Here is a 25867-nt window from a genome sequence, read left to right on the forward strand (position 1 = left end):
GAGCCGTACGTCCGCCTGCGCGCGTCACCCCTTGGTGGCGCCGGCGGTGAGGCCGCCGACGAGCTGGCGCTCGGCGACCGAGTAGAAGGCGAGGGCGGGGACCATGGCCAGCACGAGGTAGGCGAACACGCGGGCGTAGTCCCCCGAGTACTGGCCCTGGAACTGCTGGACGCCGAGCGGCAGGGTCCACCAGGTCGAATCGGTGAAGACCAGCAGGGGCAGGAAGAAGTTGTTCCAGCTGGTGACGACGGCGAGGACCGAGACCGTGCCGAGCGCCGGACGCGCCATGGGCAGCAGGACCCGCCAGAAGAAGCCGAGCGGTCCGCACCCGTCCAGCGTGGCCGCCTCCTCCAGCTCGCCGGGGATCTGCCGGAAGAAGCCGCGCAGGATGATGATCGTCATCGGCAGCCCGAAGGCGGCCTGCGGAAGGATCACGCCCAGCGGGTTGTCGAGCAGCCCCATGGAACGCAGCAGCAGGAACAGCGGCAGGGCCGCCACCGCGAACGGGAACATCAGCCCCATCGTGAACAGCGTGAACAGAAACTCCCGCCCGCGGAAGGCGAACCGGGCGAAGGAGAACGCGGCCAGCGCGGACACGGCGACCACGAGCACGGTCGTCGCCACCGCGATCAGGGTGCTGTTGCCGAGCAGCCGCCAGAAGTCCCCCGAGCCGAGGATGCCGCGGTAGTTGGAGAACACCCATGGGCCGGGCAGCCCCACGGGGTTGCGGGAGAGCTGGTCGGTGGACTTGAAGCCGGACAGGACGGCGTACAGGAGGGGTAGGCCCATCACGGCGCCGACGAGGACGAGGATCACGTGCAGGGGCAGGCTCTTCGCGCCGCTCTTCGGACCGGCCTTCCTACCCGTCTTCCTGCCGGACATGACCGTCACTTGGCGTCTCCCCTCATCGTCGTGGTGGCCCCTTGGAGGTCTCGGCGGAGCACGAACCGCTGGTAGGCGAGGGCGAAGACGAGGCTGATGCCGAACATGACCACGCTGATCGCGCTGGCGTAGCCGACCTGGTAGCGCTTGAAGCCGTACTGGAACATGGTCACGGCCATGGTCTCGGAGTGGTGGTCGGGGCCGCCCGCGGTGGTCACCCACACCAGGTCGAAGAGCTGGATCGCCCCGATGACGGACAGGAAGACGCTGATGCGCAGGGTGGGTGCGAGCAGCGGCAGGGTGACGCTGCGGAAGCGCTGCCAGGCGTTGGCGCCGTCGATCAGCGCGGCCTCGGTCAACTCCCGGGGGATGGCCTGGAGTCCGGCCAGGTAGAGCATCATGTGGAAGCCGAAGTACTTCCAGGTCATGACCAGGAAGAGCGTCGCCATCACCGTGGACGGGTCGGCGAACCACTCCCCGCCCAGCCCGTCCAGGCCGACATAGCCCAGGAGATGGTCGGCGAGGCCGTCGTCGGGGGCGAAGACCATGCTGAACAGCACGCCCGTGATCGCCTCGGACAGCACGTACGGCGCGAAGAACAGCATCCGGTACACCGCCCGGCCGCGCAGCCTCTGGTTGAGCAGTACGGCCATGGCGAGCGCGAACGGCAGCTGGACGGCCACCGACAGTGCGACCAGGAGCAGACAGCGCCACAGGTCCCCGAGGAAGACGGGGTCCGCGAAGAGCCGGGTGAAGTTGTCGGTGCCGATGTAGTCGGAGGGCATGCCGAAGCCGCCCCAGCGGAAGAAGGCCGCGTACAGCGCGAACAGGATCGGCAGCAGCACCAGGACGAGGAAGAGCACCAGCGCGGGTACCTGGAACGCGACCGCGGTGAGCCAGTGCAGCGCGCGCCGCCGGCCCCGCCCTCTTGCCGCGTCGGCGGACGAGGGCGGAACGTCGGCACCGGGACCGTCGGGGCCGGTCCGCTTGTCCGGCAGGAACGTGGAGGTCATCGCCGGCTACTGCTCTTCCTTCGTGGCCCGCGTGATCGACTCGGTGACCTGCTGGGGGGACCTGGACCCGGCGATGAGCGCGGCGACGCTGTCGTTGACCTCCTGGCCGACGGCGGGCGCGTACGACTGGTCGAGATAGAGCTGGAAGCCGGTGGCGGCCTTCAACTGGGCCTGTACGGCCTTGATGTTGGGGTCCTTGATGGCGCTCTCGGCCGCCGGCACGACCGGGAGGATGCCGGTCTTGGCGACCAGTTCCCGGTCGGTGGCCTCCGAGGCGAAGAACTCGAGGAAGTCGACGGCGGCCTGCGGGGCTCCGGTGCGCAGGGCATGTCCGCCGCCCCCGCCGAACACCTCGGTGATCGCACCCTTGCCGCCCTCGACCGCGGGGAACGGGAAGAAGCCGAGGTCGTCACCGAGGCCCTTGCCGGCGTCCGCCTGGACGACGGGCGCCCACTGGCCCATGAGTTCCATCGCCGCCTTGCCGTTGCCGACGGTCGCGGCCTGGCCCGTGGGTGTGTTGTAGGCGGCGCCGAGGAAGCCCTTCTGGAACGGCTGGAGGTCGACGAGCTCCTGGAGGTGCTGTCCGGCCTGGACGAAGGCGTCGCCGGTGAAGTCCTTGTCGTCGTAGGCCTTCTGCAGGGCTGAAGCGCCGGCGGTGCGCATCGCGAGGTAGGCCCAGTAGTACATGCCGGGCCACTTCTCCTTGCCCGCCAGGGCCAGCGGGGTGGTGCCCTTCGCCTTCAGTTCGCGCACGGCGTCGAGGAAGCCGCTCCAGGTGGTCGGCGGCTCGGTGATGCCCGCGTCCTTGAAGAGCGCCTTGTTGTACCAGAAACCGATCATGCCCATGTCGAACGGGATGCCGTACACCTTCTCGTCGAGGATGTACGGCTCCTTGGCGACCGGCAGCAGGCCGTCGGCGAATGCCTTCGTCCGGTCGGTGAGGTCCTCGACGAGTCCGGCGTCGACCTGCTGCTTGAGCACGCCGCCGCCCCAGGTGTGGAAGATGTCGGGCAGCTTCCCCGAGGCGATCAGTGCGGTCAGCTTGGATTTGTAGGCTTCGTTCTCCAGCTGGACGATCTTTATCTTCACCTTGGGGTTCTGGGCCTCGAACTTCTTGGCCAGCGCCGCCCAGACGCCCCTCGTCGGCTCGGCGGTGGAGATGTTCCACCATTCGATGGTGGTCGTCCCGTCCGACGACCCTCCGTCCGCGTCGCCGCCGCAACCGCTCAGTGCCGTCATGCTCAGACCGGCCACGGCGGAGGTGGCGAGGAAGCCGCGGCGGGACAGTCCCGGGTCGCCCATCATGCACTCCTTGGGTACGGGACGGCCCGTCCACGGCCGTCCACTGGATCGAAAGTTTCGGAGTTGATCCAGAAAGCTGCGTCGTTGCCGCACCCTAGAGACAGCTGCCAAACGGTGGCAACCCCTTGTACGCGGTGAATCTTCCGCCGACTGTGACTGTGGTGGCTGGCAGGGGTTACGGTTCGCATGGACGCACAGCCCATCTCGAAACATTCGGCTTGCTGGACGAACCTTACGGCGTGGGATGCAGGGGCGGGACGAGAGCGCCGGACCTACAGGCCGACGTCGCGGCTGCGGATGTCGTCCAAGGACTCGCGGCGGATCAGCAGCCGGGCGTGGCCGTCGGCCACGGCGGCCACCGGCGGGCGGCCGACCAGGTTGTAGCCGGAGGCCATGGACAGGTGGTAGGCCCCGGCGGCCGGGACGGCGAGCAGGTCTCCGGGACGGACGTCGGCGGGCAGGTCGACATCGGCGACGACGTCGCCCGCCTCGCAGTGACGGCCCACCACGGTCACCGGCGTCGGCGCGGCGGTGCTGTGCCGGCCCACGAGTCGGGGCGCGTACCGGACGCCGTACAGGGCAGGCCGGGGGTTGTCGCTCATGCCGCCGTCGACGGCGACGTACGTATGCGAGCCGGTGCGCTTGACGGCGAGGACGCGGTAGAGCGCGATCCCCGCCGGGCCCGCTATCGCCCGCCCGGGTTCGATGATGAGGCGCGGCACAGTGAGCCCCGCTGCCGTGCACCCCTCGATCAGCTCCGCACGCACCCTGCGGGCCAGCAGGGGCAGGTCCAAGGCCGGCTCACCGGGCCGGTAGGCGATGCCGTGGCCGCCGCCCAGGTCGAGTTCGGGCAGGGCCAGGCCGTGCTGCTCGTACAGGCGGGCCATGAGGCCCACCATGCGCCGTACGGCGGCCAGATAGGGCTTCACGCTGGTGATCTGTGAGCCCAAGTGGCAGTGCAGGCCGGTCAGTTGAAGCTGGGGCTGGTCGAGGATGCGGGCGATGGCGTGCTGCGCGTACCCGTCGGCGATGGACAGACCGAACTTCTGGTCCTCGGTGCCGGTGCGGATCTTCTCGTGCCCGCCGGCGCTGATGCCGGGCACGACGCGGACCATCACCTTCTGGTGGCCGCCGGTCCCGACCGCCGCGGCCAGCCGGGCGATCTCCGACGGGCCGTCGATGACGATACGGCCGACCCCGAGACGCAGGGCGGTCTCCAGGTCGTGCGGGGACTTGGCGTTGCCGTGCAGCACGATCCTGTCCGGCGGGAATCCGGTGGTGACCGCGAGTTCGAGTTCGCCGGCCGAGCAGACGTCGAGTCCGAGTCCCTCCTCGTCCATCCAGTGGACCATCGCCCGGCACAGGAACGCCTTGGCCGCGTACAGGACTTCGGCGGCGGGGAAGACGTGCCGGTACGTACGGCAGCGTTCACGCACCTCGGCCTCGTCCAGGACGTAGACGGGAGTGCCGAAGCGATCGGCGACCTCGGCCAGGGGTACGCCGCCGACGGAGAGGGCGCCCGGCCGGGGCTCGGCCGTGGAGGCGGGCCACACGGACAGGGCGTCGGCGCCGGAGGGGATCGCGGGTTCGTGGAGGGTGGTCATGGTGTGGTCCCCTCAGCCGAGCCGCAAGGCGGGAACAGGGACGACGGACTCGACCGGCGCGGGAGCCGGTGCCGTGAACTGGGGATCCAGCGTGAGGGTGGTGACACCGAGCGGTGCCGTCAGGGCGCGCAGCGCGGGCTCGGCGAGCGCGATCCACGCCTGGCCCGGGCCGAGCGTGGCGATCAACTGGCGTTCGGAGGTGAAGGCGACGGCCGTACGGTCGCCGAGAGCTGTGCGGAAGAGGCGCGTCACCCACCCCGATGGTCCCGACCGGACCGGAACGTACAGAGGTCCGGCCGGGAACCGATCAGAGGACTCCGGGTCTTCGTCGGACAGGATGGCTGGCATGGGGTGCCTCCGGATGGATCCGCGTGGATCGGGCGAGATCGAAGGGGGTTCGGGGGAGGTGGACCGGACGAGTAGTCCGGCAGCCCCGGACGCGGGGAGGCGACCGGGGCTTGCCACTGACGCTATGCCCGTCGACCGGGGTTTCGGACGGGCCCTGACGCGATGCTGACGGCGATCGGTCGGATGCTGACGGCTCGCTGACACACAGCCCGGTCGGCCGGGGACGGGTCCGACAGAAACCGCTCGCGGGCGCGGACGGAGCACCGTGAAGCACCGTGAAGCACCGTCAATAACCTTGGAGAAGCCGGCCGCTACCCCGCCGCAGCGCCTGTGGCTCCATGTCGACCAGCTCGACCTGGTCGGCACGGCGTATCACCTCGTCCGGCACGGTCTCCTGCTGCCGGACGCCGGTGATCGACTCCACCACGTCCCCCAGGGACTCCAGATGCCGGATGTTGACCGTGGAGATCACGTCGATGCCGGCGGCCAGCAGTTCCTCCACGTCCTGCCAGCGCTTGGCGTTGCGCGAGCAGGGGATGTTGGTGTGGGCCAGCTCGTCCACCAGCGCCACTCGGGGACCGCGGGCCAGGACGGCGTCGATGTCCATCTCCGTGAAGGAGGTGCCCCGGTACTCCAGCTCCTTGCGCCGTATCTGCTCCAGACCGTGCAGCATCACCTCGGTACGCGGCCGATGGTGGTGCTCCACGAACGCGACCACGCAGTCGGTGCCGCGCTCGATCCGCCGGTACGCCTCGGACAGCATCGCGTACGTCTTGCCGACGCCGGGTGCCGCGCCGAGGTAGATCCGAAGCCTGCCGCGTGCCATGTTCACCCTTCGAAGCGGTAACCCATGCCGGGTTCGGTGATGAGATAGCGGGGGTGTGAGGGGTCCGCCTCGAGTTTTCGGCGCAGTTGGGCCATGTAGACCCGCAGGTAGTTGGTCTTGCCGCTCCGGGACATGCCCCAGACCTCCTGGAGCAGGTACTTCTGCGGGACGAGGCGACCGGGGTTGGTCACCAGGATCTCCAGCAGATGCCACTCGGCCGGGGTGAGGCGTACGTCGCGGCCGACCCGTACGGCCTTCTTGGCCAGCAGGTCGATGGTGAACGCGTCTGTCTCCACCCGCGCCGTCGCGGGGACGCGGGATGCGTCCTCGGTACGCCGGACGGCGGCCCGCAACCGGGCCATGAGCTCGTCCATGCTGAAGGGCTTGGTGACGTAGTCGTCGGCTCCCGCGTCGAGTGCGGCCACCTTCTCGCCGGATGCCTGACGGGCCGACAGCACCAGGATCGGCATACGGGACCAGCCGCGCAGGGCCCTGATGACGTCGACCCCGTCCATGTCGGGCAGGCCGAGGTCGAGCATCACCACGTCCGGCTGACGCGCGGCCGCCAGCCGGAGGGCCGTGGTGCCGTCGGGCGCCGCGTCCACTCCGTACCGGCGTGCCTGCATGTTGATCACGAGTGCTCGTACCAGCTGGGGGTCGTCTTCCACGACCAGCACCCGGGTCATCGGTCAGGCGCCCCTGACCAGGTCCTTGAGCGCGATGTTGAGCTCCAGGACATTCACCCGGGGCTCCCCCATGAAGCCGAGTGTGCGTCCCTCGGTGTGCGCGTCGACCAGCTTGCGCACCTGGGCGACGGACAGACCGTTCCTCTCGGCGACCCGGTGGATCTGGAGGTCGGCCTACTGCGGGGAGATGTCCGGGTCGAGTCCGGAGGCGGAGGACGTCACGGCGTCGGCGGGCACGTCGGCCGGCTCGACCTGGTAGTCGTCGGTGGAGTTCTCCTTGACGACTTTGGCCTTCGCCTCGGTCACCCACTTGATCAGCTCCGGGTTGTCCCCGGAGCGGTTCGTGGCGCCGGACAGGATCAGCTCGTACTGGATGTTGACCGAGTTCTCCCCCAGTCCGTTGGCCGGGCGGGGCTGGAAGTAGTCCAGGCTGCAGCCCTGTTGACCGATCAGCGAGGAACCGACGAAAAACAGCGTCGATACCCGCGATCGACCGCCATTGACGCGTCCCTTACGGCGCGCTGCGCGGCTTTGACGGGACTCATACGCCCGACTGCGGCGAGGCCGAGGACACCATCCACTCCGGCGCCGGGCGTGTCCGCGGTCCACGGCGCGGTGGGGCCTGCAGGAGAGTGGGTGTTCTCCCTGACAGGTCTCGCTCCCCCGTGCGGGCGCGGGCACCGTCCGTCCAGCAGCAGAGCGCTGAAGCGCCGCACCATGACGCTGCGTGTCCGCCGTCACAAGACAGCCGCGCAGCCCCCGTCCGGCCCATCCGGTGCCCGAACAGCCCCGGAGCTCGACTCTTGAGGTGCGCCGACGCCGACACGGCGAGTCTTAACGGAAGCTTGACGCCCACAGCCCCCTGATCCGTGGGCCCATGCGTCACTCTCTGTTTACGCTGGTGCCGCCGTCCGCGTGATGGCCGGATCCGCACGCCGCACATCAGGAGCACGCCGATGGCCACCACCGAACACCCCCCGCCCAGTCGCCTGCGCGCCTGGATGCTGGAGGGCCTGTCCGACATGGGCAAGGGGCATGGCCGACAGGCGGAGCGGCCCGAACCCGAACCCGAGCACAAGGGCCAGCCCTGGTACCGCGTCATGTGCCTCACCGGCGTCGACTACTTCTCGACCCTCGGTTACCAGCCGGGCATCGCCGCGCTCGCCGCCGGCCTGCTCTCCCCGATCGCGACCATCGTCCTGGTCGTGGTCACCCTGGCGGGCGCCCTGCCGGTCTACCGCCGCGTGGCCGAGGAGAGCCCCCACGGCGAGGGCTCGATCGCGATGCTGGAACGGCTCCTGACCTTCTGGAAGGGCAAGCTGTTCGTCCTGACCCTGCTCGGCTTCGCCGCCACCGACTTCCTGATCACCATCACCCTGTCGGCGGCCGACGCCTCGACCCACCTGGTCGAGAACCCGCACCTGAACAGCGCCCTGCACGACCAGCAGATGCTGATCACCCTCATTCTCGTGGCCCTGCTCGGCGCGGTCTTCCTCAAGGGCTTCCTTGAGGCGATCGGCGTCGCGGTCGCCCTCGTCGGCATCTACCTCGCACTGAACGCCGTCGTCGTGGTCGTCGGCCTGTACCACGTCCTCACCGAGGGGCACGTCGTCGCCGACTGGTCCAGCGCCCTCACGGCCGAACACGGCAACGTCTTCGTCATGATCGGCGTCGCCCTGGTCGTCTTCCCCAAGCTCGCCCTCGGCCTCTCCGGCTTCGAGACCGGCGTCGCCGTGATGCCCCACGTCAAGGGCGACCCGGCCGACACCGAGGAACGGCCGACGGGCCGGATTCGGGACACGAAGAAGCTGCTCACCACCGCCGCCCTGATCATGAGCTGCTTCCTGATCACCACGAGCTTCATCACCACACTCCTCATCCCCGAGAAGGAGTTCGAGTCGGGCGGCCAGGCCAACGGCCGCGCGCTGGCGTTCCTCGCACACGAGTACCTCGGCGGTGCCTTCGGCACGATCTACGACGTCTCGACGATCGCCATCCTGTGGTTCGCCGGCGCCTCCGCCATGGCCGGCCTGCTCAACCTGATGCCCCGCTATCTGCCCCGCTACGGCATGGCCCCGCACTGGGCACGCGCGGTGCGCCCGATGGTCATCGTCTTCACGCTCATCGCCTTCCTGGTCACCTGGATCTTCGACGCCGACGTCGACGCCCAGGGCGGCGCGTACGCCACAGGCGTGCTGGTCCTGATCAGCTCCGCCGCGATCGCCGTGACGATCGCGGCCCACAAGGCCGGTCAGCGCACATGGTTCCTCGCCTTCGCGGTCATCTCGGCGGTGTTCCTCTACACGACCGTCATGAACGTCATCGAGCGCCCCGACGGTGTGAAGATCGGCGCCTGCTTCATCGCCGGCATCATCGTGGTCTCGCTCCTGTCCCGGCTGGCCCGCGCCTTCGAACTGCGCGTGACCGACGTGGCGCTCGACGACATGGCGGAACGTTTCATCCGGGACATGGCCAGCCGCAAGATCCGGTTCATCGCCAATGAGCCCGACCGGCGGGACACCGCCGAGTACCGCGACAAGATCGAGCAGATCCGGGCGGACAACGACATCCCCGACCAGGAGGACTTCGTCTTCGTCGAGGTGACGGTCACCGACCCGTCCGAGTTCGAGTCCGGCCTGACCGTACGCGGCGAAGTCCTGCACAACCGCTACCGCGTCCTGACCCTGGAATCATCGTCCGTCTCCAACGCCCTGGCCGCACTGCTCCTGCACGTCCGCGACACGACCGGCCGCATCCCGCACGTCTACTTCGAGTGGACCGAGGGAAACCCCTTCGCGAACTTCCTGCGCTTCTTCCTCTTCGGCCAGGGCGAGGTCGCCCCGGTCACCCGCGAGGTGCTGCGCGAGGCGGAGCCGGACCGGGACCGCAGGCCCCGGGTGCACACCGGCTGAAACGGCCGCGGCCATCAGGATCGCGTCAAGGTTGCACCGTAAGGCGTCAGACCACCGTCAACGGCGGCCGTTCCGGCGCCAGGGCCCCTACCGTCTGCACCGTGCCGTCCGGAGGAAGCAGACCGCGTCCGGCCCCGACCGGCGACCGCCACTGGCGTGTCAACGCTCGCTTCGCCATGGGCTGCGCTCTGGCCTTCCTCGGCATGGCCCTGCTGGTCGACTTCGACGCGCAGACCCTGACCCCGCCCCGTGCCCTGCTGTGGCTGGTGCTGACGGCCGTGGTCTTCACGATCCTGCTCCCGCAGCGCGTGACCGCGGGCCCGGGATGGCTGGCGGTACGGGGGCTCGTACGACGGCAGGCGGTGCGCACGGACGCGCTGGTGACGGTACGGCAGTACGGCGACATCTCGGCGCATCTGACCCTGTGCGACACGGACGGCCGCCGCCTGGAACTGGACCCGCGGATCCTCGTCGCCAACCCGCTGCTGTGGCACGAGGTGGACACCGGGGTACGCCGCTCACGCCAACGCGGGACGCTGCGCGAGGGCGCGGACGTACTGGAGCGGCTGGGGCATCAGATCGACGACGCGACGACGCAAGCGGTCCTCAAGGCGTCGGGGATCTCCTGATCCCCGCACTACGGTAGGGAACGACCCAAAAGCCTCAACCAATGACAAACCCCTACCCCACCCCATGCGAGGCGTCCTCCATGACCCTGACCATCCGCAACCAGCTCCCCGGCACGATCACCGCCATCACCCCCGGCGAGGTCATGGCAACGGTCAAGCTCCGCCTCGCCGGCGGCCAGGACCTCACGGCGGCGATCACCCGGGAGGCCGTCGAGGACCTCGGCCTGGCCGAAGGCACCGCCGTGAACGCCCTCGTGAAAGCGACCGAGATCGCCCTCGCCACGGCCCCGATCGACGGCCTGTCCATCCGCAACCGGCTTCCCGGCACGATCACCGGCATCGCCACGGGCGGCGCGATGGCGTCGGTCAAGATCGCCGTGGAGGGCGGAGCCCTGACCGCGGTCATCACCAGGGACGCCACCACCGACCTCGCCCTCTCCCCCGGAGCCCCGGTCGTCGCGCTCATCAAGGCGACCGAAGTGGCCCTGGCGACGGCGTGACGCGGAAGGGCTCCGCCCGGCCCGGTACGGCCAGGGCGGAGCCCTTCCTTCACCTGCGCCCCTGCGTCAGCCCTCGTACGCGTCCAGCGGCGGGCAGGAGCACACGAGGTTCCGGTCGCCGAAGGCCTGGTCGATCCGGCGCACCGGCGGCCAGTACTTGTCGGCGGCCGCGACCCCCGCCGGGAACACGGCCTCCTCACGGCTGTAGGCGTGCTCCCACTCCCCGCCCAGCGCCCCGGCGGTGTGCGGCGCGTTCCGCAGGGGGTTGTCGTCGGCGGGCCACTCACCCGACCCGACCTTCTCAATCTCCGCACGGATGGCGATCATCGCGTCGCAGAACCGGTCGAGTTCGATCAGATCCTCGGACTCGGTCGGCTCGATCATCAGCGTCCCGGCCACCGGGAACGACATCGTCGGCGCGTGGAAGCCGTAGTCGATGAGCCGCTTGGCCACGTCGTCGACGCTGACACCGGTCGCCTTGGTGAGCGGCCGCAGGTCGATGATGCACTCGTGCGCGACGAGTCCGCCGGGCCCGGTGTAGAGCACCGGGTAGTGCGGCTCCAGCCGCTTGGCGATGTAGTTGGCGGACAGCACGGCCACCTGTGTGGCCCGCTTGAGTCCCTCGCCGCCCATGAGCCGGACGTACGCCCACGAGATCGGCAGGATCCCGGCGGACCCCCAGGGCGCGGCGGAGATCGGTCCGACGCCCGTCTCCGGACCGGCCGCGGGCTGCAACGGGTGGTTCGGCAGATACGGCGCCAGATGCGCACGCACACCCACGGGCCCGACCCCCGGGCCACCACCGCCATGCGGGATGCAGAAGGTCTTGTGCAGGTTCAGGTGCGAGACGTCACCGCCGAAGTGCCCGGGCTTGGCAAGCCCCACCAGGGCGTTGAGGTTGGCACCGTCGACGTACACCTGCCCACCGGCCTCGTGCACCTGCGCGCAGATGTCGGCGACATGCTCCTCGAACACACCGTGCGTCGACGGGTACGTGATCATCAGCACCGACAGCTCGTCCCGGTACTGTTCGATCTTGGCCCGCAGGTCCTCGACGTCGATCTCACCGTCCTCGGCGGTCTTCACGACGACGACCTTCATGCCGGCCATGACGGCGCTGGCGGCATTGGTCCCATGGGCGGAGGACGGAATCAGACACACGGTCCGCTGCTCGTCCCCGTTGGCCCGGTGGTACCCGCGTACCGCGAGCAGCCCGGCCAGCTCGCCCTGCGACCCCGCGTTGGGCTGCAGCGACACCTTGTCGTAGCCGGTGACCTCGGCGAGACGTTCCTCCAGCTCACGGATGAGGGTCAGATAGCCCTGCGCCTGCTCGGCCGGCGCGAAGGGGTGCAGCTGCCCGAACTCCGGCCAGGTGACCGGCTCCATCTCGGTCGTGGCGTTGAGCTTCATGGTGCAGGACCCGAGCGGGATCATGCCGCGGTCCAGCGCGTAGTCGCGGTCGGCGAGCCTGCGCAGGTAGCGCAGCATCGCGGTCTCGGAGCGGTTCTGGTGGAAGACGGGGTGCGTGAGGTAGTCGTCGCCACGCAGCAGCCCGCCCGCAAGCGCGTCCTCGGTCACCGCGTCCAGCGCCTCGATGTCCCCCTCGACCCCGAACGCCGTCCATACGGCGCCGAGTTGGGCCCGCGTGGTGGTCTCGTCGCAAGCGACGGAGACGTGGTCGGCGTCGACGAGGTGCAGGTTGACGCCGTTCTGCCGGGCGGCGGCGACGATCTCGGCGGCCTTCGCGGGCACGCGCACGGTCAGCGTGTCGAAGTAGGAGCCATGCACGACCTCGACCCCACCCGCCGTGAGACCGGCGGCGAGGACGGAGGCGTACCGATGCGTCCGCCGGGCGATGCCCTTCAGCCCCTCGGGTCCGTGATACACGGCGTACATCCCGGCCATCACGGCGAGCAGCACCTGAGCGGTGCAGATGTTGCTGGTCGCCTTCTCACGCCGGATGTGCTGCTCACGCGTCTGCAGAGCCAGCCGGTACGCCTTGTTCCCGTCCGCGTCCACGGACACACCCACGAGCCGCCCCGGCAGGCTGCGCGCGAACTTCTCGTGTACGGCCATGTAGCCGGCGTGGGGCCCGCCGAAGCCCATCGGCACACCGAACCGCTGCGTCGTCCCGACCGCGATGTCCGCCCCGAGCTCACCGGGCGACTTCAGCAGCGTCAGCGCGAGCAGGTCGGCGGCGACGGTGACGAGGGCACCAAGCTCATGGGCCTGCTCGATGACGGGCTTGATGTCCCGTACGACACCGGAGGCGCCCGGGTACTGAAGGAGCACGCCGTTGATCTCACGGGCGGCGATGTCGGCCGGAATTCCGCCACTGAGGTCGGCGACGACGACCTCCACGCCGGCCGGCTCGGCCCGGGTCTCGATCACGGCGACGGTCTGCGGCAGCACGTCCGCGTCGACCAGGAACAGCCCCTTCTTGTTCTTCCCCATGCGCCGGGACAGGGCCACGGCCTCCGCGGCCGCCGTCCCCTCGTCGAGCAGCGAGGCACCGGAGGTCGGCAGCCCGGTGAGCTCGGCGACCATGGTCTGGAAGTTGAGCAGCGCCTCGAGCCGCCCCTGCGAGATCTCGGGCTGATACGGCGTGTAAGCGGTGTACCAAGCCGGATTCTCCATGACGTTCCGCAGAATGACCGGCGGCGTGAAGGTCCCGTAGTACCCGAGCCCGATCATCGAGTCCAGCACCTGGTTGCGATCGGCGAGCGACCGCAGCTCGGCGAGCACCTCGGCCTCGGTACGCGCTCCCGGCAGATCAAGGGAGTCGGCGTTCTTGATCACATCCGGCACCGCGGCGGCGGTGAGCTCATCGAGCGAGCCATACCCGATGTGGGCCAGCATCTTGGCCCGAGCCTCATGATCAGGACCGATATGACGCTGCTCGAAAGGGATCCCCTGTTCGAGCTCGGAGAGCGGAATGCGATGGGCGGTCATTACGGAGGCCTCCTGGTCTGACACGACCTTCGAGGGGCACCACGGCACGGGTACCCGGACGGCCTCCCCCTCTGTCATCTCAACCTGAGAGCTTCACCGGGATCGCCACAGGGGCTCCCGGCTTTCACCGTCGGTGAGAGCGGAAGCCGTCGACACCCGCCCTGCTTTCCAGAGTGACCTCGTCCGTGCGGTACGTGTGCCTGAGAGATTCCGGGGAGGATTTGCTCCTTCGGCGCCTCCGGATGGTGTCCGGAGGACTCTCCCGCACGGGGTCAGCAGCCGCTAGCAAGCGTACCAGCGGGGTCAACGCACGAACCTTCGAGTGGCCGCGCTCACCAAAGTGCCTTTTCGTAGTGCTTACGGATGAGTTGCGACCAAGTGGAGGGCCCGTGCAGACCGACATCGATCCGCGCAACCTGATCGGCCGCAAGGCCTTCGACCGCAACGGCACCAAGATCGGCACCATCGACGAGGTCTATCTCGACGACGCGACCGGAGTGCCGGAGTGGGCCGCGATACGCACAGGCCTGTTCTCCCGGGACGCCTTCGTCCCTCTGGAGCCCAGCGAAATGCTCGAGGGCAGCCTCCATGTCCCCTTCGACCGAGCCCTGATCAAGGACGCCCCCGACTTCGGCGTGGGCCGCCACCTCTCCCCCGAACAGGAACTCCAGCTCTACCACCACTACGGCCTCGACGTGACCCCTCCCGCCCCACCCCCGGACCGAGACTTCGGCAACTTGGCCGGCACGGAAACCCCAGAAGACAACGGCCCCCGAACAAGCCACCCCCACCCCTGATCACACCCGACCACACCAGGCACCTGTCCCCACGAACCACCCCACAGCCCCACCGCAGAACAGACCGCCGACTGACACAACTGCGGACACCCCAAGGCCGCGCACCGCCGGAGCGCCCCTACCCACGTCCCCCTACAGGACGCACCGTCCCAGCCAGCGCAGCTACAGTCCGCCAACGCATACAGCTGCCGAGGCCCCACCCGTACAGGACACGCCGCCCAGCCTGCGCAGCTACAGCCTGCCGACGCACACGGCTGCGAGGCGCCTCCAGCACGAGCCGCCCAACGTAAGCAGTTGCCGACGCCCCCGCAGAACGCGCCGTCCCAGCAGTCCGTAGCCACGGATGCGCCTACCGGTCGGCCCGCGGCGTGCGTACCCGCCGCGACGCCCCTACAGGACGGCCTGCCACACTTGCGTAGCTGGTCGAGATGCACGAGCGCCGCACCGCCCGGCACCTCAGCCGCTGGTGGCGCGCCTCCTGCCGGTGTGATCAGGGGCGGCAGTCAGGGGCCGTCAGGCGGCGGCGAACTGTGGGTAGAGGGCGACTGGATCGGCCGCCAGTCCGGCCTTGACCTGCCGCGAGACGTCATCGACCAGGACGGCCGGCCCAAGCGTGCGCAGCCTCGCACAGCCCCTACAGGACGGCGCCCAGCTGCGCCCGCCCCGCAAAAGGGACCCTCTCCAGCGGTCACACTGCCGACACAACCACACGACGAACCGCCCTACCCCGCCAGCCATATCAGCGAGCGCCGCGACGCTCCGACCGCCCACCCCCGCAACCAGCACGCGACTGCAGCAGACACCGCCGCTCAGCGCCCCCAGCTGCGGGCAGTCGTGCCGCTGGGGCGGCACGGGTGGGCGCAGCGGCACCCCGCCAACGCGGGCAAGCGTCCCCCACCCCCACGGCGGCGCCCCCAAGCCGACCCACGCCAGCCATGCAACCGCACGACAGCTCCAACCCCGCCCCCTCCTATCCAGACGCCACAGACGCCTCCCCCACGCCCCCACCGTCCCTCTCCGGCAATTCGCAGTCCCCCGCCTCTAAAACCCCACCGGCCCCAGACTCCTCACCCTCACTGCCACCCCCACCCCCTCCAGGTCTCCTCCGCACCAACGGCAACGGATCCGCCGCCTCCAACCCCGGATCATCAACCCGAAACGTCCGCACCCGCCCCGGCTCCGACGACTCAGGCGTCTCAAACCGCACAGTCACCCGCCCAAGCCCACTCCCCTGCACCCATCCATGCCCGTACTCGGCATGCCGCACATCGTGCCCCGCAGGCCACCGCCGTTCGACAGGCACAGCCTGCCGCTCCTCCGCAGGCTCCTCATGGCCGTCGCCCTCCTCGTCGGAATGCTCAACCAGCTCCCCCGCGGCCTGCGCGAACAGATCCTCCTGCGTGTAGTCGGCCAACCCACTGACCCCAACCCCCAGCAGCCGCACACCCCCCGTCGTATCCACGGAGTCCAGCAGCCGCGCCGCAGCCTCCCGCACCACCGCCGGATCATCCGTGGGCCCACGCAGCGTCTCGGAACGGGTCAACGTGGAGAAGTCGTACCGCCGCACCTTCAGCACGATGGTCCGCCCGGACAACCCCGCCCCCCGCAACCGCCGCACACAACGATCGGCAAGCCGCTGCACCTCCAACCCCACCCGAACCCGGTCGTGAATGTCCACGTCATACGTGTCCTCGACCGACACCGACTTGGCCTCCCGCTCCGCCACCACCGGCCGCTCGTCGTGGGCCAGCGCCATGGCGTACAGGGCCTGCCCATGAGCCTTGCCCAGCAGCCGAACGAGCTCGTCCTCACCCGCCTCGGCGATCTCCTCGACCGTGTGGATCCCGGCACGCCGCAGATGATCCCCCGTCGCCGGGCCCACCCCCGGCAGCGTCCGCACGGACATCGGCCCGAGCAACGTCCGCTCGGTCCCCGGCTCGATCACCACCAGCCCATCGGGCTTGGCCTGCTCCGAGGCGATCTTCGCCAGCATCTTGGACGCGGCCAGACCCACCGACCCCGCGAGCCCGGTGACCGCCCGTATGTCGGCGCGCAGCCTCGCCCCCACCAGCCGCGCCGATCCCTCGTCCCAGGCCGCTCCCCCGGCCTCCAGATCCACGAAGGCCTCGTCCAGGCTCAGCGGCTCCACCAGCGGCGACAGCTCCCTCAGCAGCGCCATCACCTGCTCGCTGATGTCACGGTAGATCCCGAAGCGCGGCACGAGATACGCGGCATTCGGCGCCAGCCGACGTGCCTGGGCCATGGGCATCGCCGAATGAACCCCGAACACCCGCGCCTCATAGGACGCGGTGGCCACGACTCCCCGCGGCCCGAGCCCGCCCACGATCACGGCCTTCCCGCGCAGGCTCGGCTTGGATGCCTGCTCCACCGAGGCGTAGAAGGCATCCATGTCGAGATGCAGGATCGTAGGCGCTTTCCTCACATCTACGATGCTGCCTCACGCCACTGACAATGCCCTGCTACGACCGCCTGGCCGCGACCCGCCGGAGCTCGCCCCACCCGCCACGCCCCCGCGAGGCACCCCGGCGAAGGCCAAAGGCCACAAGGACCGCTCAGCCGGCCCGGTTACGCCGCCGAGCCAGCTCGTCGGCCGGATTGTGCCCGACCAGCGTCTCCCCGGTGTCGATCCGCTCCCCGTGCAGCTGCGACAAGGCAGCCTCGACGTCCCGCCACACCACACCCACGGCGATCCCGAAGATCCCCTGCCCACCCTGGAGCAGCGCGTGGACCTCGTCCGGCGAGGTGCACTCGTACACCGTCGCACCGTCGCTCATCAGCGTCATGCGCTCCAGATCACAAAAGCCCCGCTCCCGCAGATGCTGCACGGCGGTACGGATGTTCTGCAGCGACACACCGGTGTCGAGGAACCGCTTGACGATCTTCAGTACGACGACGTCCCGGAAGCTGTAGAGCCGCTGGGTCCCCGACCCGTACGCGGGCCGCACGCTCGGCTCGACGAGGCCGGTCCGCGCCCAGTAGTCCAGTTGCCGGTACGTGATGCCGGCGGCCGCACACGCCGTCGGACCGCGGTAGCCGATCTGCTCGGTCTCCATGGACGCCGCCCCTCCGCCGCTGCTCGGCACGGCCGTCGGTCGCTGCGTAGCGTGATCGGCCGCGCTGCCCTGAAGCGGGCTCTGAAGCGGGTACGGGCCGCTCGCCCCGAAACCGCGTCCGGGGGCACCCCCAGCCGTACCGTCGCCGCTGCTTCTCACGCCGACCTCCGTCCTTGACCTGCCTTCTCGACGGTAGGCAGTCACCAGGGGTGCGTCAACGATCGCCACACTCGGCACGCCGAGTGATAATCACCCTAGGAGTGGTTTCCCGTACCCCACCGCGGGGAAAGGCTAGCCGAATGCGCTCGGAGCAGGGCGTAGGACGCTCGCGCTCGCCGCTGGCAAATACCGGCATTTGAGCCGTAACCGACTGTGGGCCGCACCACCACGGACCGCGAGCCCGCCGGCCGCCGCCCACCTGCCTCACTGACTGCTGGTGCCGAAGTCCTCGGGCGAGATCTGATCGAGGAACTCGCGGAACTTCTCCACCTCGTCCTCCTGCTCGTCCGGGATCGCGATGCCCGCGTCGTCGAGCACCCCGTCACTGCCGTAGATCGGCGTCCCGGTGCGCAGGGCCAGCGCTATGGCATCGGACGGGCGGGCGCTCACCTCGACGCCGCTGGCGAAGACCAGCTCGGCGTAGAAGACGCCCTCACGCAGGTCCGTGATGCGTACCTCGGTGAGCTCCTGGCCGACGGCCTCCAGCACGTCCTTGAACAGGTCGTGGGTCAGCGGTCGCGCGGGGGCCATGCCCTGCTGGGCGAAGGCGATGGCCGTCGCCTCCCCCGGCCCGATCCAGATGGGGAGGTAGCGGTCGCCTCCCACTTCGCGCAGGAGCACGATCGGTTGGTTGGAGGGCATTTCGACCCGGACACCTACGACATCGAGCTCGTTCACACAGCAACCCTAGGCCGTGCTCGGGACGTTTGGGTAGTCGGGCCGAGAACGGGTGGCCGATCCGGCCTTCCTCGGGTAGGCGCGCTCAGGGCAGCCGTACCCCGAGAGCGGTCTGCACCAGCGCGGCGTGCAGCTTCACCGTGAGCCCCGCCAGCTCCTTCGCACGCGCCTCGGCGTGTGCCCTGGTCTGCGGATTGCGGTGCCGCCTCAGCGGGGCCACGACCTGGTCCACAAGCCCGGCCTCCCGGTCGGCGGCGCCCTTCATCACCCGCAGATGCCTCGGCTCGATCCCGAAGCGCCCCAGCTCGGCGACGAGCGAGGCCACGGTGACCGCCTCCGCGTCGTACGCCCCGTCCGGCAGCGGAGTGATCAGCCCGTACGACTCCCACTCCTCGAGCTCCTGCTCACCGATCTCGGCGGCGGCGAGCAGTTGGTCCCGCCCGATCCGGGCCGCCGTGCGCCTCTCGCCCGGCTCCAGGACTGCTTCACCGTCCCGCTGACGGCCCAGAGGCGGCAGCGGTACGGCCTCCCCACGCTCCATGGCATCCAGGTGCTCACGGATCACCTTGAGCGGCAGATAGTGGTCCCGCTGCATCCGCAGAACGTGTCCGAGCCGCTCGACGTCCTGCGCGCTGAACTGGCGGTACCCCGAGGGGGTCCGCTGAGGCTCGACGAGGCCCTCCGACTCCAGAAAACGGATCTTGGAGATGGTGATGTCAGGGAATTCCTCGCGCAGCACGTTCAACACCGTGCCGATGCTCATCAGCCGACCGTCCGTGGCGGCGATGCCGTGCCCGGCACCGCCGCTCGGTGATTTCAGCATGGACCTTCCCTGGGTCTCCCCGGACGGGCTCCGGGGGAGGGTCAGTAGCCCCGCTGGCTCGCGTAGAACACCAGACGGTACTTGCCGATCTGGACCTCGTCGCCGTTGTTCAGAGCGACCTGGTCGATCCGCTCACGGTTGACGTACGTGCCGTTCAGACTGCCGACGTCGGCCACCGTGAACGAGCCGTCCGGGCTGCGACGGAACTCCACGTGCCGACGCGAGACCGTCACGTCGTCCAGGAAGATGTCGCTCTGCGGGTGCCGCCCGGCCGTCGTCAGATCGCTGTCCAGGAGGAAGCGGCTGCCCGAGTTCGGCCCGCGGCGCACCACCAGAAGCGCGGAACCCAGCGGCAGCGCGTCGACGGCCGCCTGGGCCTCGGGAGACAGCGCCGGGATCTGCGTCTGGCCGGTGGCCTCGGCGTCGTAGGCCTCAAGGCCTGAAATGGAGATCGTGGAGGTCGTCTCGGACGGGCGCTCGGCGGCCGCACCGGCCCGCAGCGGCGCGCCGCAGTTGGAACAGAAGCGGCTGTTCTCCGCGTTGCGGTTACCGCACCTCGTACACACCAGGGCCGACATCGGGGAAAACCCTCCACCCGTACTTGAGGTTGACGGTTGCCCGAAACCTATGCCGCCGGACTGGGCAGGGTCAACTGACGGCGCGCCCTGACCACCGGGAATGTCGCCGCCCGGCCCAGGCACCTGGTCCCTGAACAGCGGGCGCTGGCCTTCCTCGTCCCCCTGTGCGCGATGACGAGCAGTGGCATTGTCCCTGCCCTCTCGCGCGCTCTTGCCGAACAACTTCGCAAACAACTTCACGGGCGATTCCCCTTGACCGAAACAGACCCGCCCGTGGGGCAGGACGAACCCTGACTGCACTCTCCGAAAGACCCGGACACCCTCACAACGTCCGTCTCCACCAGACAGTTTCCACCACGCACCACCCATTCGGTGCGCCGACCCCCCGCAACCTCATGCCCTCGCCGGATGTCCCCCATGCACCCCCGGTTCACTGGGAGGACGACCGAGCGTAGTCAGGCCGCTTCGCCGCTCGCAAGGCGTCCACGACGATCTTGTCCGACCGCTCGATGGTCACGGTGGCCTGCTCCTTCTCGAGAGTCTGCACCACGCCTCCAGGGATGTTGAGCGCTGGTTCGAGATCCTGCGGTTTGCCGATGACCTTGAAACGATAGGGCGCGTTGATCTTGTTCCCGTCGACGCTCACGCTGTTGCCGGAATCTGTCAGATAGGTGTCCGCGACAACGCGTACGCCGTTCACCTGGATCGCCTCCGCACCGGCCGCGCGCAACTCCTGGATCGCGTCGAGCAACATGTCCGCCTCGACCGTCCCCTTCGTGTCGTCGATGGTCATCGTGATTCCGGGTCCCTGCGCGGCCACCGTGCCCGCCAGGATGCCGAGTTGCCTCTCCTTCTCGACCGTCTGCTTGCGGGCCTCCTCGGCCTGGTTCGAACTGTTCTCCAGTTCGTCGCGCTGCTTCTCGAGACCTTGCTTCTCGTCCTCAAGACGCTGAGTACGGTCATCCAGTTCATCGAGGATGCGAACCAGATCTTCCTGACGTGCGCCTCGCAGGGCGCTGTCACCGTCGCTGTTGGAGGCGACCTGGACGGCCAGACCGAAGCCGAGGCCGAACAGCAGCAGGGCGACGATGAGTTGGGCCCGGGTCACACGCGGCGGCCACAGTCCCTTCGCCAGCCGTTGCCGCCCGGTGAGCCCGCTCCCCTGCTCTTCAGGGGCGTCTGCGGCCTCGGACACGCCGGACGACGCGTTGGCGGCAGGCACCTCTTCGGGCAGTTCCTTGCGCAACCGGTTCTCGGGCGTCTCGTCGTGCTTGCTCATCGGCCTCACGCCCGGAACACGTGCCGGCGAATGGCCGCGGCGTTCGAGAAGATGCGGATGCCGAGCACGACGACGACGCCGGTGGACAGCTGGGCACCCACGCCCAACTTGTCGCCCAGGAACACGATCAGCGCGGCCACGACCACATTGGACAGGAACGACACGACGAAGACCTTGTCGTCGAAGATCCCGTCGAGCATGGCCCGCAGGCCTCCGAAGACGGCGTCGAGAGCCGCCACGACGGCGATCGGCAAGTAAGGCTCGACAACCGCCGGAACCTCGGGCCGGACCAACAGGCCGGCCACGACTCCCACGACGAGGCCCAGTACGGCGATCACGATGTGCCCTTCTCGGTTTTCTCGGTGTTCGGCTGTGCTGTACGTACGATCACACTCGGTGCGGCGGGCAGGCGGAGGTCGTCCTGCACGGAAATGCTGGTCCTGACCCCGAAGTTCTCCTGCAGGGCGTGCAGATACAGCCCGTCGGCGCTGTCCTGGAACCTGGTGCTGAGCCGCTCCCCGTCCCCCACCGCGAGCACCGTGTACGGCGGAACCAGCGGCTTGTTGTCGACCAGTATCGCGTCACCCGCGGCCCTGATCGCCGACAGGGCGGTCAGGCGCTGCCCGTTGATCGAGACGGCCTCGGCGCCCGACTCCCACAGCCCGTTGACCACACGCTGCATGTCCCGGTCGCGCACCCGTCCGGTGTCGGAGAACCCGGACGTCCCGCGCGGTTCGCCGTCGCCGCCCGTGCTTGCTTCCTTGGCGTCGTTCACGACCAGCTTCACACCGGGCCCGTGCACCTCGACAGCGCCCGCCAAGATGCCCACGAGCTCCGCCTGGTCACTGTCGCCGGTCGTCTTCAGCGCCTCGCGCTGCCGCGCGCTCACATCGTCGCGCAGCTTGTCGACGGTGTCCTCCAGCTTGTCCGCCGCCGCGGTCTCACGGTCGATGCGGTCGATCAGTTCCTCGCGCTCCTTGGCCATGACGGGCGCCGCGACCCGCGCCTGCGCCGCTCCCACGGTCACCACGAGCGCCGCGAGCACCAGTCCGGCGGCAAGACCGAGCTTCGCCCTCAATGTCTTGGGCAGGCCCCCGTCGCCCGCCGCCTTCTTCCTGGCAGCGGCCTCGGCGTACCCGTCGTCGAGACTGTGATCCATGACGTTGGTGAGCAGCGACATGGACGCGTCCGGGCGCGAGGGGCGCGTGGGTGTGCTCCGAACGGGGGGCTGCGGCATGCCGCACATCGTCGCACGTCGCGACCAATACCTCCGAATGGCCCCACCGGCGTGCCGGACAGGTCCCCGGGGACGCCTGTCCGGCACGCACGCGCGTACTGGCGCCTAGCGGCCGGCGCTGTCCACGACCGCCGCCCACTCGTCGAGCAGGGCCTGCGCGGACGCGTCGTCCGGGCCTTCGGCCCACAGATGGGTGACCGCCTCGGCCGGGTCGGGCAGCACCATCACCCAACGCCCGTCGGTCTCCACGACCCGAACGCCGTCGGTCGTGTCGACGAAGCGATTCCCGGCCGCCTCCACGACCCGCCGCATGACCAGTCCCTTGACGGCCCAAGGAGTCGCAAGATCTCGCTTGATGACATGCGCCCGCGGAATCCGCGCGTCGATCTGGCTGAGCGTGAGCTGCGTCCGCGCCACCAGCCCGATCAGCCGTACGAAGGCCGCCGTACCGTCGAAGACGCTGCTGAACTCAGGGACGATGAAGCCGCCCCTGCCGTCCCCGCCGAAGATCGTCGTGTCATCACCACCGACCCGGGTCAGATCATCCGGCGACGTGGTCGTCCACTCCACCTGAGTCCCGTGATAAGCCGCCACCTGCTCGGCGATCCGCGTGGTGGTCACCGGCAGCGCCACGCGCCCGCTGCGCCGCTCCGCGGCCACGAGATCGAGCATGACGAGCAGGGCCCGGTCGTCCTCGACGATCCGCCCCTTCTCGTCGACCAGCGACAGCCGCTCACCGACGGGATCGAACCGCACTCCGAACGCCGCCCGTGCGGACGCCACGATCTCGCCCAGCCGCACCAAGCCCGACCGCCGCGCATCCGCCGACTCCGTGGGCCTGGACTCGTCGAGACCGGGGTTGATGGTCAGCGAGTCCACACCGAGCTTTCCGAGCAGGCTGGGCAGTACAAGCCCGGCGCTGCCGTTGGACGCGTCCACGACGACCTTCAGCCCGGACTCCGAAATCCCGGTCGTGTCGACGTTGCGCAGCAACGACCCGGTGTAGGAGTCGAAGACACTGGCAGGGAAATACAGGTCCCCGATCTCGCCCGGGAACGCACGCCGGTACTCCTGCCGCGCGAAGACCCGGTCCAGCTTCCGCTGACTGCCCTGCGACAGGTCGGCGCCCTGCCCGTCGAAGAACATGATGTCCACGGAATCGGGAACCCCGGGCGTCGTCCGGATCATGATCCCGCCCGCACTGCCCCGCGCGGTCTGCTGCCGCGCCACGGGCAGCGGTACGTTCTCCAGATCTCGTACGTCGATGGCGCTGGCCTGCAGCGCGGAGATGACCGCCCGCTTGAGCGCCCGGGCACCACGGGAGTGGTCGCGGGCCGTGGTGACGGTGGAGCCCTTCTTCAGGGTCGTCGCATAGGCGCCGGCGAGGCGAACGGCGAGCTCGGGCGTGATCTCCACGTTCAGGATCCCGGAGACGCCACGAGCGCCGAAGAGATGCGCCTGGCCCCTCGACTCCCAGATCACCGAGGTGTTGACGAAGGCGCCGGCCTCGATGGTCTTGAACGGATAGACACGCACATTGCCCTGGACGATCGATTCTTCACCGATCAGACACTCGTCACCGATGACCGCCCCGTCCTCGATCCGGGCGGCACGCATGATGTCGGTGTTCTTCCCGACGACACAACCACGCAGATTGCTGTGCTGCCCGATGTACACGTTGTCGTGCACGACAGCCTTGTGCAGAAAGGCACCGCTCTTCACAACGACGTTCGAGCCGACGACGGTGTGCTCCCGGATTTCCGCACCAGCCTCGACCTTGGCGTAGTCCCCGATGTACAGAGGCCCCCGGAGAACGGCGTCGGGATGCACCTCGGCACCTTCCGCCACCCACACACCCGGCGAGATCTCGAAGCCGTCGATCTCGACGTCGACCTTGCCTTCCAGGACGTCGGCCTGCGCCTTCACATAGCTCTCGTGAGTACCGACGTCCTCCCAGTAGCCCTCCGCGACATACCCATAGATCGGCTTGCCTTCCTTCATCAACTGCGGGAAGACATCACCGGACCAGTCCACGGGCACGTCTGCCTCGACATAGTCGAAGACCTCGGGCTCCATGACATAGATGCCGGTGTTCACGGTGTCCGAGAAGACCTGCCCCCAGGTCGGCTTCTCGAGGAAGCGCTCGACCCGGCCCTCCTCGTCGACAATGGTGATGCCGAATTCCAATGGATTGGGCACACGCGTCAGACACACAGTGACCAGCGCGCCTTTTTCCTTGTGGAAGTTGATGAGCTCAGTGAGGTCGAAGTCGGTCAGGGCATCACCGGAGATGACGAGGAAGGCATCGTCCTTCAACGCCTCTTCGGCGTTCTTGACGCTTCCGGCGGTACCGAGTGGCTTCTCCTCATTGGCATAGCTGAGCTCCATTCCGAGCTCTTCACCATCACCGAAGTAGTTCTTGACCAACGAGGCCAGAAACTGAACGGTAACGACGGTCTCACTCAGCCCATGCCTTTTGAGCAGCCGCAGAACGTGCTCCATGATCGGCCGGTTGGCCACCGGCAGGAGCGGCTTGGGCATGCTCGAGGTCATGGGGCGAAGGCGTGTGCCTTCGCCTCCGGCCATCACGACGGCCTTCATGTCGGAAGCGTCCTCCTCTAAGAGACGACGGTCTAGCCGACTTCACCCATCAGATTGTCCCGCACTTTTCCGCCGCGGGCCATCGAGCAGCTACGCCCGTTTCAATCCGCGAGTTCAATCGGCCATGGCGTCCGCACGGACCAGGCGGCGGACCTGTACCACGTAGAGGACTCCTGCCCACCAGTACAGCGTTGTACCCCATCCGGCGAACGCCCATCCGAAAATAGCAGCGAGTGACGCGATCCAGCTACTTCCGTCACTGAGCAGCAACAGCGGGAAGGCATACATCAGGTTGAACGTAGCCGCCTTCCCCAGGAAGTTCACCTGGGGCGGCGGATAGCCATGCCGCCGGAGGATGCCCACCATCACCAGCAGAACCAGTTCTCGGGCCAAAAGTACAGTGGTCAACCAGACAGGCAGAATCTCCCGCCAGGTGAGACCGACCAAAGTCGAGAGAATGTAGAGCCGATCGGCCGCCGGATCGAGAAGCCGGCCGAGGCTGCTGATCTGGTTCCAACGTCGCGCGAGCTTGCCGTCCAGGTAGTCACTGACGCCGCTCAGAGCCAGCACCAGAAGCGCCCAGCCGTCACTCTTGGGCCCACCGAACTCAGGCCTGAGAATCAGCCACAGGAACAGCGGCACCCCAACGAGCCGCGCCATGCTGAGGATGTTGGGGATGGTGAGTACCCGGTCCGTCTGAACACGGGTCTCCTGGACCTCCACCCGGGGGCCTCCTGTGGGAAACGTACCTACGATGCCCCCTGACCCTACCTCAACGCAAAAAAGCTCTGGCTCTCGGGCTGCATGCCCAAGAGCCAGAGCTCTACAAGGAGTTCGGCGGCGTCCTACTCTCCCACAGGGTCCCCCCTGCAGTACCATCGGCGCTGTAAGGCTTAGCTTCCGGGTTCGGAATGTAACCGGGCGTTT

21 protein-coding genes, 1 rRNA gene, 2 pseudogenes and 1 riboswitch are annotated in these 25867 nt (G+C 68.7%); of the genes and pseudogenes, 4 read left to right on the forward strand and 20 right to left on the reverse strand.

Annotated elements, in window-relative coordinates; all coding sequences use genetic code 11:
- Nucleotides 1-24: 24 nt before the first annotated feature.
- The 8 genes and pseudogenes from ACIREI_RS32925 to ACIREI_RS32960 all read right to left on the reverse strand — a co-directional run.
- A complete protein-coding gene (locus ACIREI_RS32925) occupies nucleotides 25-882 on the reverse strand; it encodes a carbohydrate ABC transporter permease (RefSeq protein WP_403340703.1) in 858 nt (285 codons plus the stop codon).
- A 5-nt stretch (nucleotides 883-887) separates the two neighbouring features.
- The gene (locus ACIREI_RS32930; RefSeq protein ID WP_403340624.1) at nucleotides 888-1895 is read right to left on the reverse strand and encodes a carbohydrate ABC transporter permease; all 1008 of its coding nucleotides are present in this window, start codon (nucleotides 1893-1895) and stop codon (nucleotides 888-890) included.
- A gap of 6 nt (nucleotides 1896-1901) precedes the next feature.
- Nucleotides 1902-3197, reverse strand: coding sequence for an extracellular solute-binding protein (locus tag ACIREI_RS32935; protein ID WP_403340627.1), 1296 nt, complete (start codon nucleotides 3195-3197; stop codon nucleotides 1902-1904).
- Nucleotides 3198-3469: 272 nt separating this feature from the next.
- On the reverse strand, nucleotides 3470-4801 hold the full coding sequence (gene lysA, locus ACIREI_RS32940) for a diaminopimelate decarboxylase (protein WP_403340630.1): 1332 nt from the start codon (nucleotides 4799-4801) through the stop codon (nucleotides 3470-3472).
- A 12-nt stretch (nucleotides 4802-4813) separates the two neighbouring features.
- Nucleotides 4814-5149 carry an SAV_915 family protein gene (locus tag ACIREI_RS32945; RefSeq protein WP_403340633.1) on the reverse strand — a complete coding sequence of 112 codons (336 nt, stop codon included), beginning with the start codon at nucleotides 5147-5149 and terminating at the stop codon, nucleotides 4814-4816.
- A 316-nt stretch (nucleotides 5150-5465) separates the two neighbouring features.
- A pseudogene (locus ACIREI_RS32950) lies at nucleotides 5466-5975 on the reverse strand (histidine kinase); the annotation flags it as partial.
- Nucleotides 5976-5977: 2 nt separating this feature from the next.
- Nucleotides 5978-6661 (reverse strand): response regulator, encoded by a 684-nt coding sequence (locus ACIREI_RS32955; RefSeq protein WP_403340636.1) that lies wholly within the window; start codon nucleotides 6659-6661, stop codon nucleotides 5978-5980.
- 3 nt (nucleotides 6662-6664) lie between these two features.
- A pseudogene (locus tag ACIREI_RS32960) lies at nucleotides 6665-7126 on the reverse strand (potassium-transporting ATPase subunit C); the annotation flags it as partial.
- Nucleotides 7127-7617: 491 nt separating this feature from the next.
- Between ACIREI_RS32960 and ACIREI_RS32965 the strand changes: the two are divergent.
- From ACIREI_RS32965 to ACIREI_RS32975, 3 genes are all read left to right on the forward strand, one after another.
- Entirely contained in the window at nucleotides 7618-9573 is a 1956-nt protein-coding gene (locus ACIREI_RS32965; protein ID WP_403340639.1) for an amino acid transporter, read from the forward strand.
- 176 nt (nucleotides 9574-9749) lie between these two features.
- On the forward strand, nucleotides 9750-10202 hold the full coding sequence (locus ACIREI_RS32970) for a hypothetical protein (RefSeq protein ID WP_403340705.1): 453 nt from the start codon (nucleotides 9750-9752) through the stop codon (nucleotides 10200-10202).
- 80 nt (nucleotides 10203-10282) lie between these two features.
- Nucleotides 10283-10702 carry a molybdopterin-binding protein gene (locus tag ACIREI_RS32975; protein WP_403340642.1) on the forward strand — a complete coding sequence of 140 codons (420 nt, stop codon included), beginning with the start codon at nucleotides 10283-10285 and terminating at the stop codon, nucleotides 10700-10702.
- A gap of 66 nt (nucleotides 10703-10768) precedes the next feature.
- Here the strand turns inward: ACIREI_RS32975 and gcvP are convergent, their stop codons facing one another.
- On the reverse strand, nucleotides 10769-13654 hold the full coding sequence (gcvP, locus tag ACIREI_RS32980; RefSeq protein ID WP_403340645.1) for an aminomethyl-transferring glycine dehydrogenase: 2886 nt from the start codon (nucleotides 13652-13654) through the stop codon (nucleotides 10769-10771).
- A 178-nt stretch (nucleotides 13655-13832) separates the two neighbouring features.
- Nucleotides 13833-13929: riboswitch (glycine riboswitch) on the reverse strand.
- 114 nt (nucleotides 13930-14043) lie between these two features.
- Between gcvP and ACIREI_RS32985 the strand changes: the two genes are divergently transcribed.
- Entirely contained in the window at nucleotides 14044-14451 is a 408-nt protein-coding gene (locus ACIREI_RS32985) for a PRC-barrel domain-containing protein (RefSeq protein ID WP_403340647.1), read from the forward strand.
- A gap of 970 nt (nucleotides 14452-15421) precedes the next feature.
- Here ACIREI_RS32985 and ACIREI_RS32990 read toward each other — a convergent pair.
- The 11 genes from ACIREI_RS32990 to rrf form a co-directional block, all read right to left on the reverse strand.
- The gene (locus ACIREI_RS32990) at nucleotides 15422-16894 is read right to left on the reverse strand and encodes a DNA polymerase IV (protein ID WP_403340650.1); all 1473 of its coding nucleotides are present in this window, start codon (nucleotides 16892-16894) and stop codon (nucleotides 15422-15424) included.
- 130 nt (nucleotides 16895-17024) lie between these two features.
- Nucleotides 17025-17684, reverse strand: a complete 660-nt coding sequence (locus tag ACIREI_RS32995) for a MerR family transcriptional regulator (protein ID WP_403340653.1) — start codon at nucleotides 17682-17684, stop codon at nucleotides 17025-17027.
- 264 nt (nucleotides 17685-17948) lie between these two features.
- Entirely contained in the window at nucleotides 17949-18422 is a 474-nt protein-coding gene (locus ACIREI_RS33000) for a bifunctional nuclease family protein (RefSeq protein WP_004002801.1), read from the reverse strand.
- A gap of 85 nt (nucleotides 18423-18507) precedes the next feature.
- Nucleotides 18508-19245, reverse strand: coding sequence for a MerR family transcriptional regulator (locus ACIREI_RS33005; protein WP_403340656.1), 738 nt, complete (start codon nucleotides 19243-19245; stop codon nucleotides 18508-18510).
- Nucleotides 19246-19286: 41 nt separating this feature from the next.
- Nucleotides 19287-20192, reverse strand: a complete 906-nt coding sequence (locus ACIREI_RS33010; protein ID WP_403340659.1) for an FHA domain-containing protein — start codon at nucleotides 20190-20192, stop codon at nucleotides 19287-19289.
- A 61-nt stretch (nucleotides 20193-20253) separates the two neighbouring features.
- Entirely contained in the window at nucleotides 20254-21102 is an 849-nt protein-coding gene (locus ACIREI_RS33015; protein WP_403340662.1) for a DUF881 domain-containing protein, read from the reverse strand.
- Between the two features lie 5 nt (nucleotides 21103-21107).
- Nucleotides 21108-21440: a small basic family protein gene (locus ACIREI_RS33020; RefSeq protein WP_003988855.1), complete on the reverse strand. Its 333-nt coding sequence runs from the start codon at nucleotides 21438-21440 to the stop codon at nucleotides 21108-21110.
- The gene (locus tag ACIREI_RS33025) at nucleotides 21437-22348 is read right to left on the reverse strand and encodes a DUF881 domain-containing protein (protein WP_403340665.1); all 912 of its coding nucleotides are present in this window, start codon (nucleotides 22346-22348) and stop codon (nucleotides 21437-21439) included. The genes ACIREI_RS33020 and ACIREI_RS33025 overlap by 4 nt, the downstream gene beginning before the upstream one ends.
- A 96-nt stretch (nucleotides 22349-22444) precedes the next feature.
- Nucleotides 22445-24940, reverse strand: coding sequence for a sugar phosphate nucleotidyltransferase (locus ACIREI_RS33030; protein WP_403340668.1), 2496 nt, complete (start codon nucleotides 24938-24940; stop codon nucleotides 22445-22447).
- 114 nt (nucleotides 24941-25054) lie between these two features.
- Complete coding sequence (locus ACIREI_RS33035; protein ID WP_403340671.1) at nucleotides 25055-25663, reverse strand: CDP-alcohol phosphatidyltransferase family protein; 609 nt, start codon at nucleotides 25661-25663, stop codon at nucleotides 25055-25057.
- 109 nt (nucleotides 25664-25772) lie between these two features.
- Nucleotides 25773-25867: ribosomal RNA gene (gene rrf, locus ACIREI_RS33040) — 5S ribosomal RNA — on the reverse strand; the annotation flags it as partial.

Source organism: Streptomyces sp. NPDC093591 (assembly GCF_044764885.1).
Classification (GTDB): domain Bacteria; phylum Actinomycetota; class Actinomycetes; order Streptomycetales; family Streptomycetaceae; genus Streptomyces.

Bases quoted from the DNA above. Each gene is read 5' to 3' on its own strand.
- ACIREI_RS32970 (WP_403340705.1), top strand. From the start codon at position 9,750: ATGGGCTGCGCTCTGGCCTTCCTCGGCATGGCCCTGCTGGTCGACTTC.
- ACIREI_RS32925 (WP_403340703.1), bottom strand. From the start codon at position 882: ATGTCCGGCAGGAAGACGGGTAGGAAGGCCGGTCCGAAGAGCGGCGCG.
- ACIREI_RS32930 (WP_403340624.1), bottom strand. From the start codon at position 1,895: ATGACCTCCACGTTCCTGCCGGACAAGCGGACCGGCCCCGACGGTCCC.
- ACIREI_RS33025 (WP_403340665.1), bottom strand. From the start codon at position 22,348: ATGTGCGGCATGCCGCAGCCCCCCGTTCGGAGCACACCCACGCGCCCC.
- ACIREI_RS32945 (WP_403340633.1), bottom strand. From the start codon at position 5,149: ATGCCAGCCATCCTGTCCGACGAAGACCCGGAGTCCTCTGATCGGTTC.
- ACIREI_RS33010 (WP_403340659.1), bottom strand. From the start codon at position 20,192: ATGGGTGGTGCGTGGTGGAAACTGTCTGGTGGAGACGGACGTTGTGAG.
- ACIREI_RS33030 (WP_403340668.1), bottom strand. From the start codon at position 24,940: ATGAAGGCCGTCGTGATGGCCGGAGGCGAAGGCACACGCCTTCGCCCC.
- ACIREI_RS33005 (WP_403340656.1), bottom strand. From the start codon at position 19,245: ATGCTGAAATCACCGAGCGGCGGTGCCGGGCACGGCATCGCCGCCACG.
- gcvP (WP_403340645.1), bottom strand. From the start codon at position 13,654: ATGACCGCCCATCGCATTCCGCTCTCCGAGCTCGAACAGGGGATCCCT.
- ACIREI_RS32965 (WP_403340639.1), top strand. From the start codon at position 7,618: ATGGCCACCACCGAACACCCCCCGCCCAGTCGCCTGCGCGCCTGGATG.
- ACIREI_RS32955 (WP_403340636.1), bottom strand. From the start codon at position 6,661: ATGACCCGGGTGCTGGTCGTGGAAGACGACCCCCAGCTGGTACGAGCA.
- ACIREI_RS32935 (WP_403340627.1), bottom strand. From the start codon at position 3,197: ATGGGCGACCCGGGACTGTCCCGCCGCGGCTTCCTCGCCACCTCCGCC.
- lysA (WP_403340630.1), bottom strand. From the start codon at position 4,801: ATGACCACCCTCCACGAACCCGCGATCCCCTCCGGCGCCGACGCCCTG.
- ACIREI_RS32975 (WP_403340642.1), top strand. From the start codon at position 10,283: ATGACCCTGACCATCCGCAACCAGCTCCCCGGCACGATCACCGCCATC.
- ACIREI_RS33015 (WP_403340662.1), bottom strand. From the start codon at position 21,102: ATGAGCAAGCACGACGAGACGCCCGAGAACCGGTTGCGCAAGGAACTG.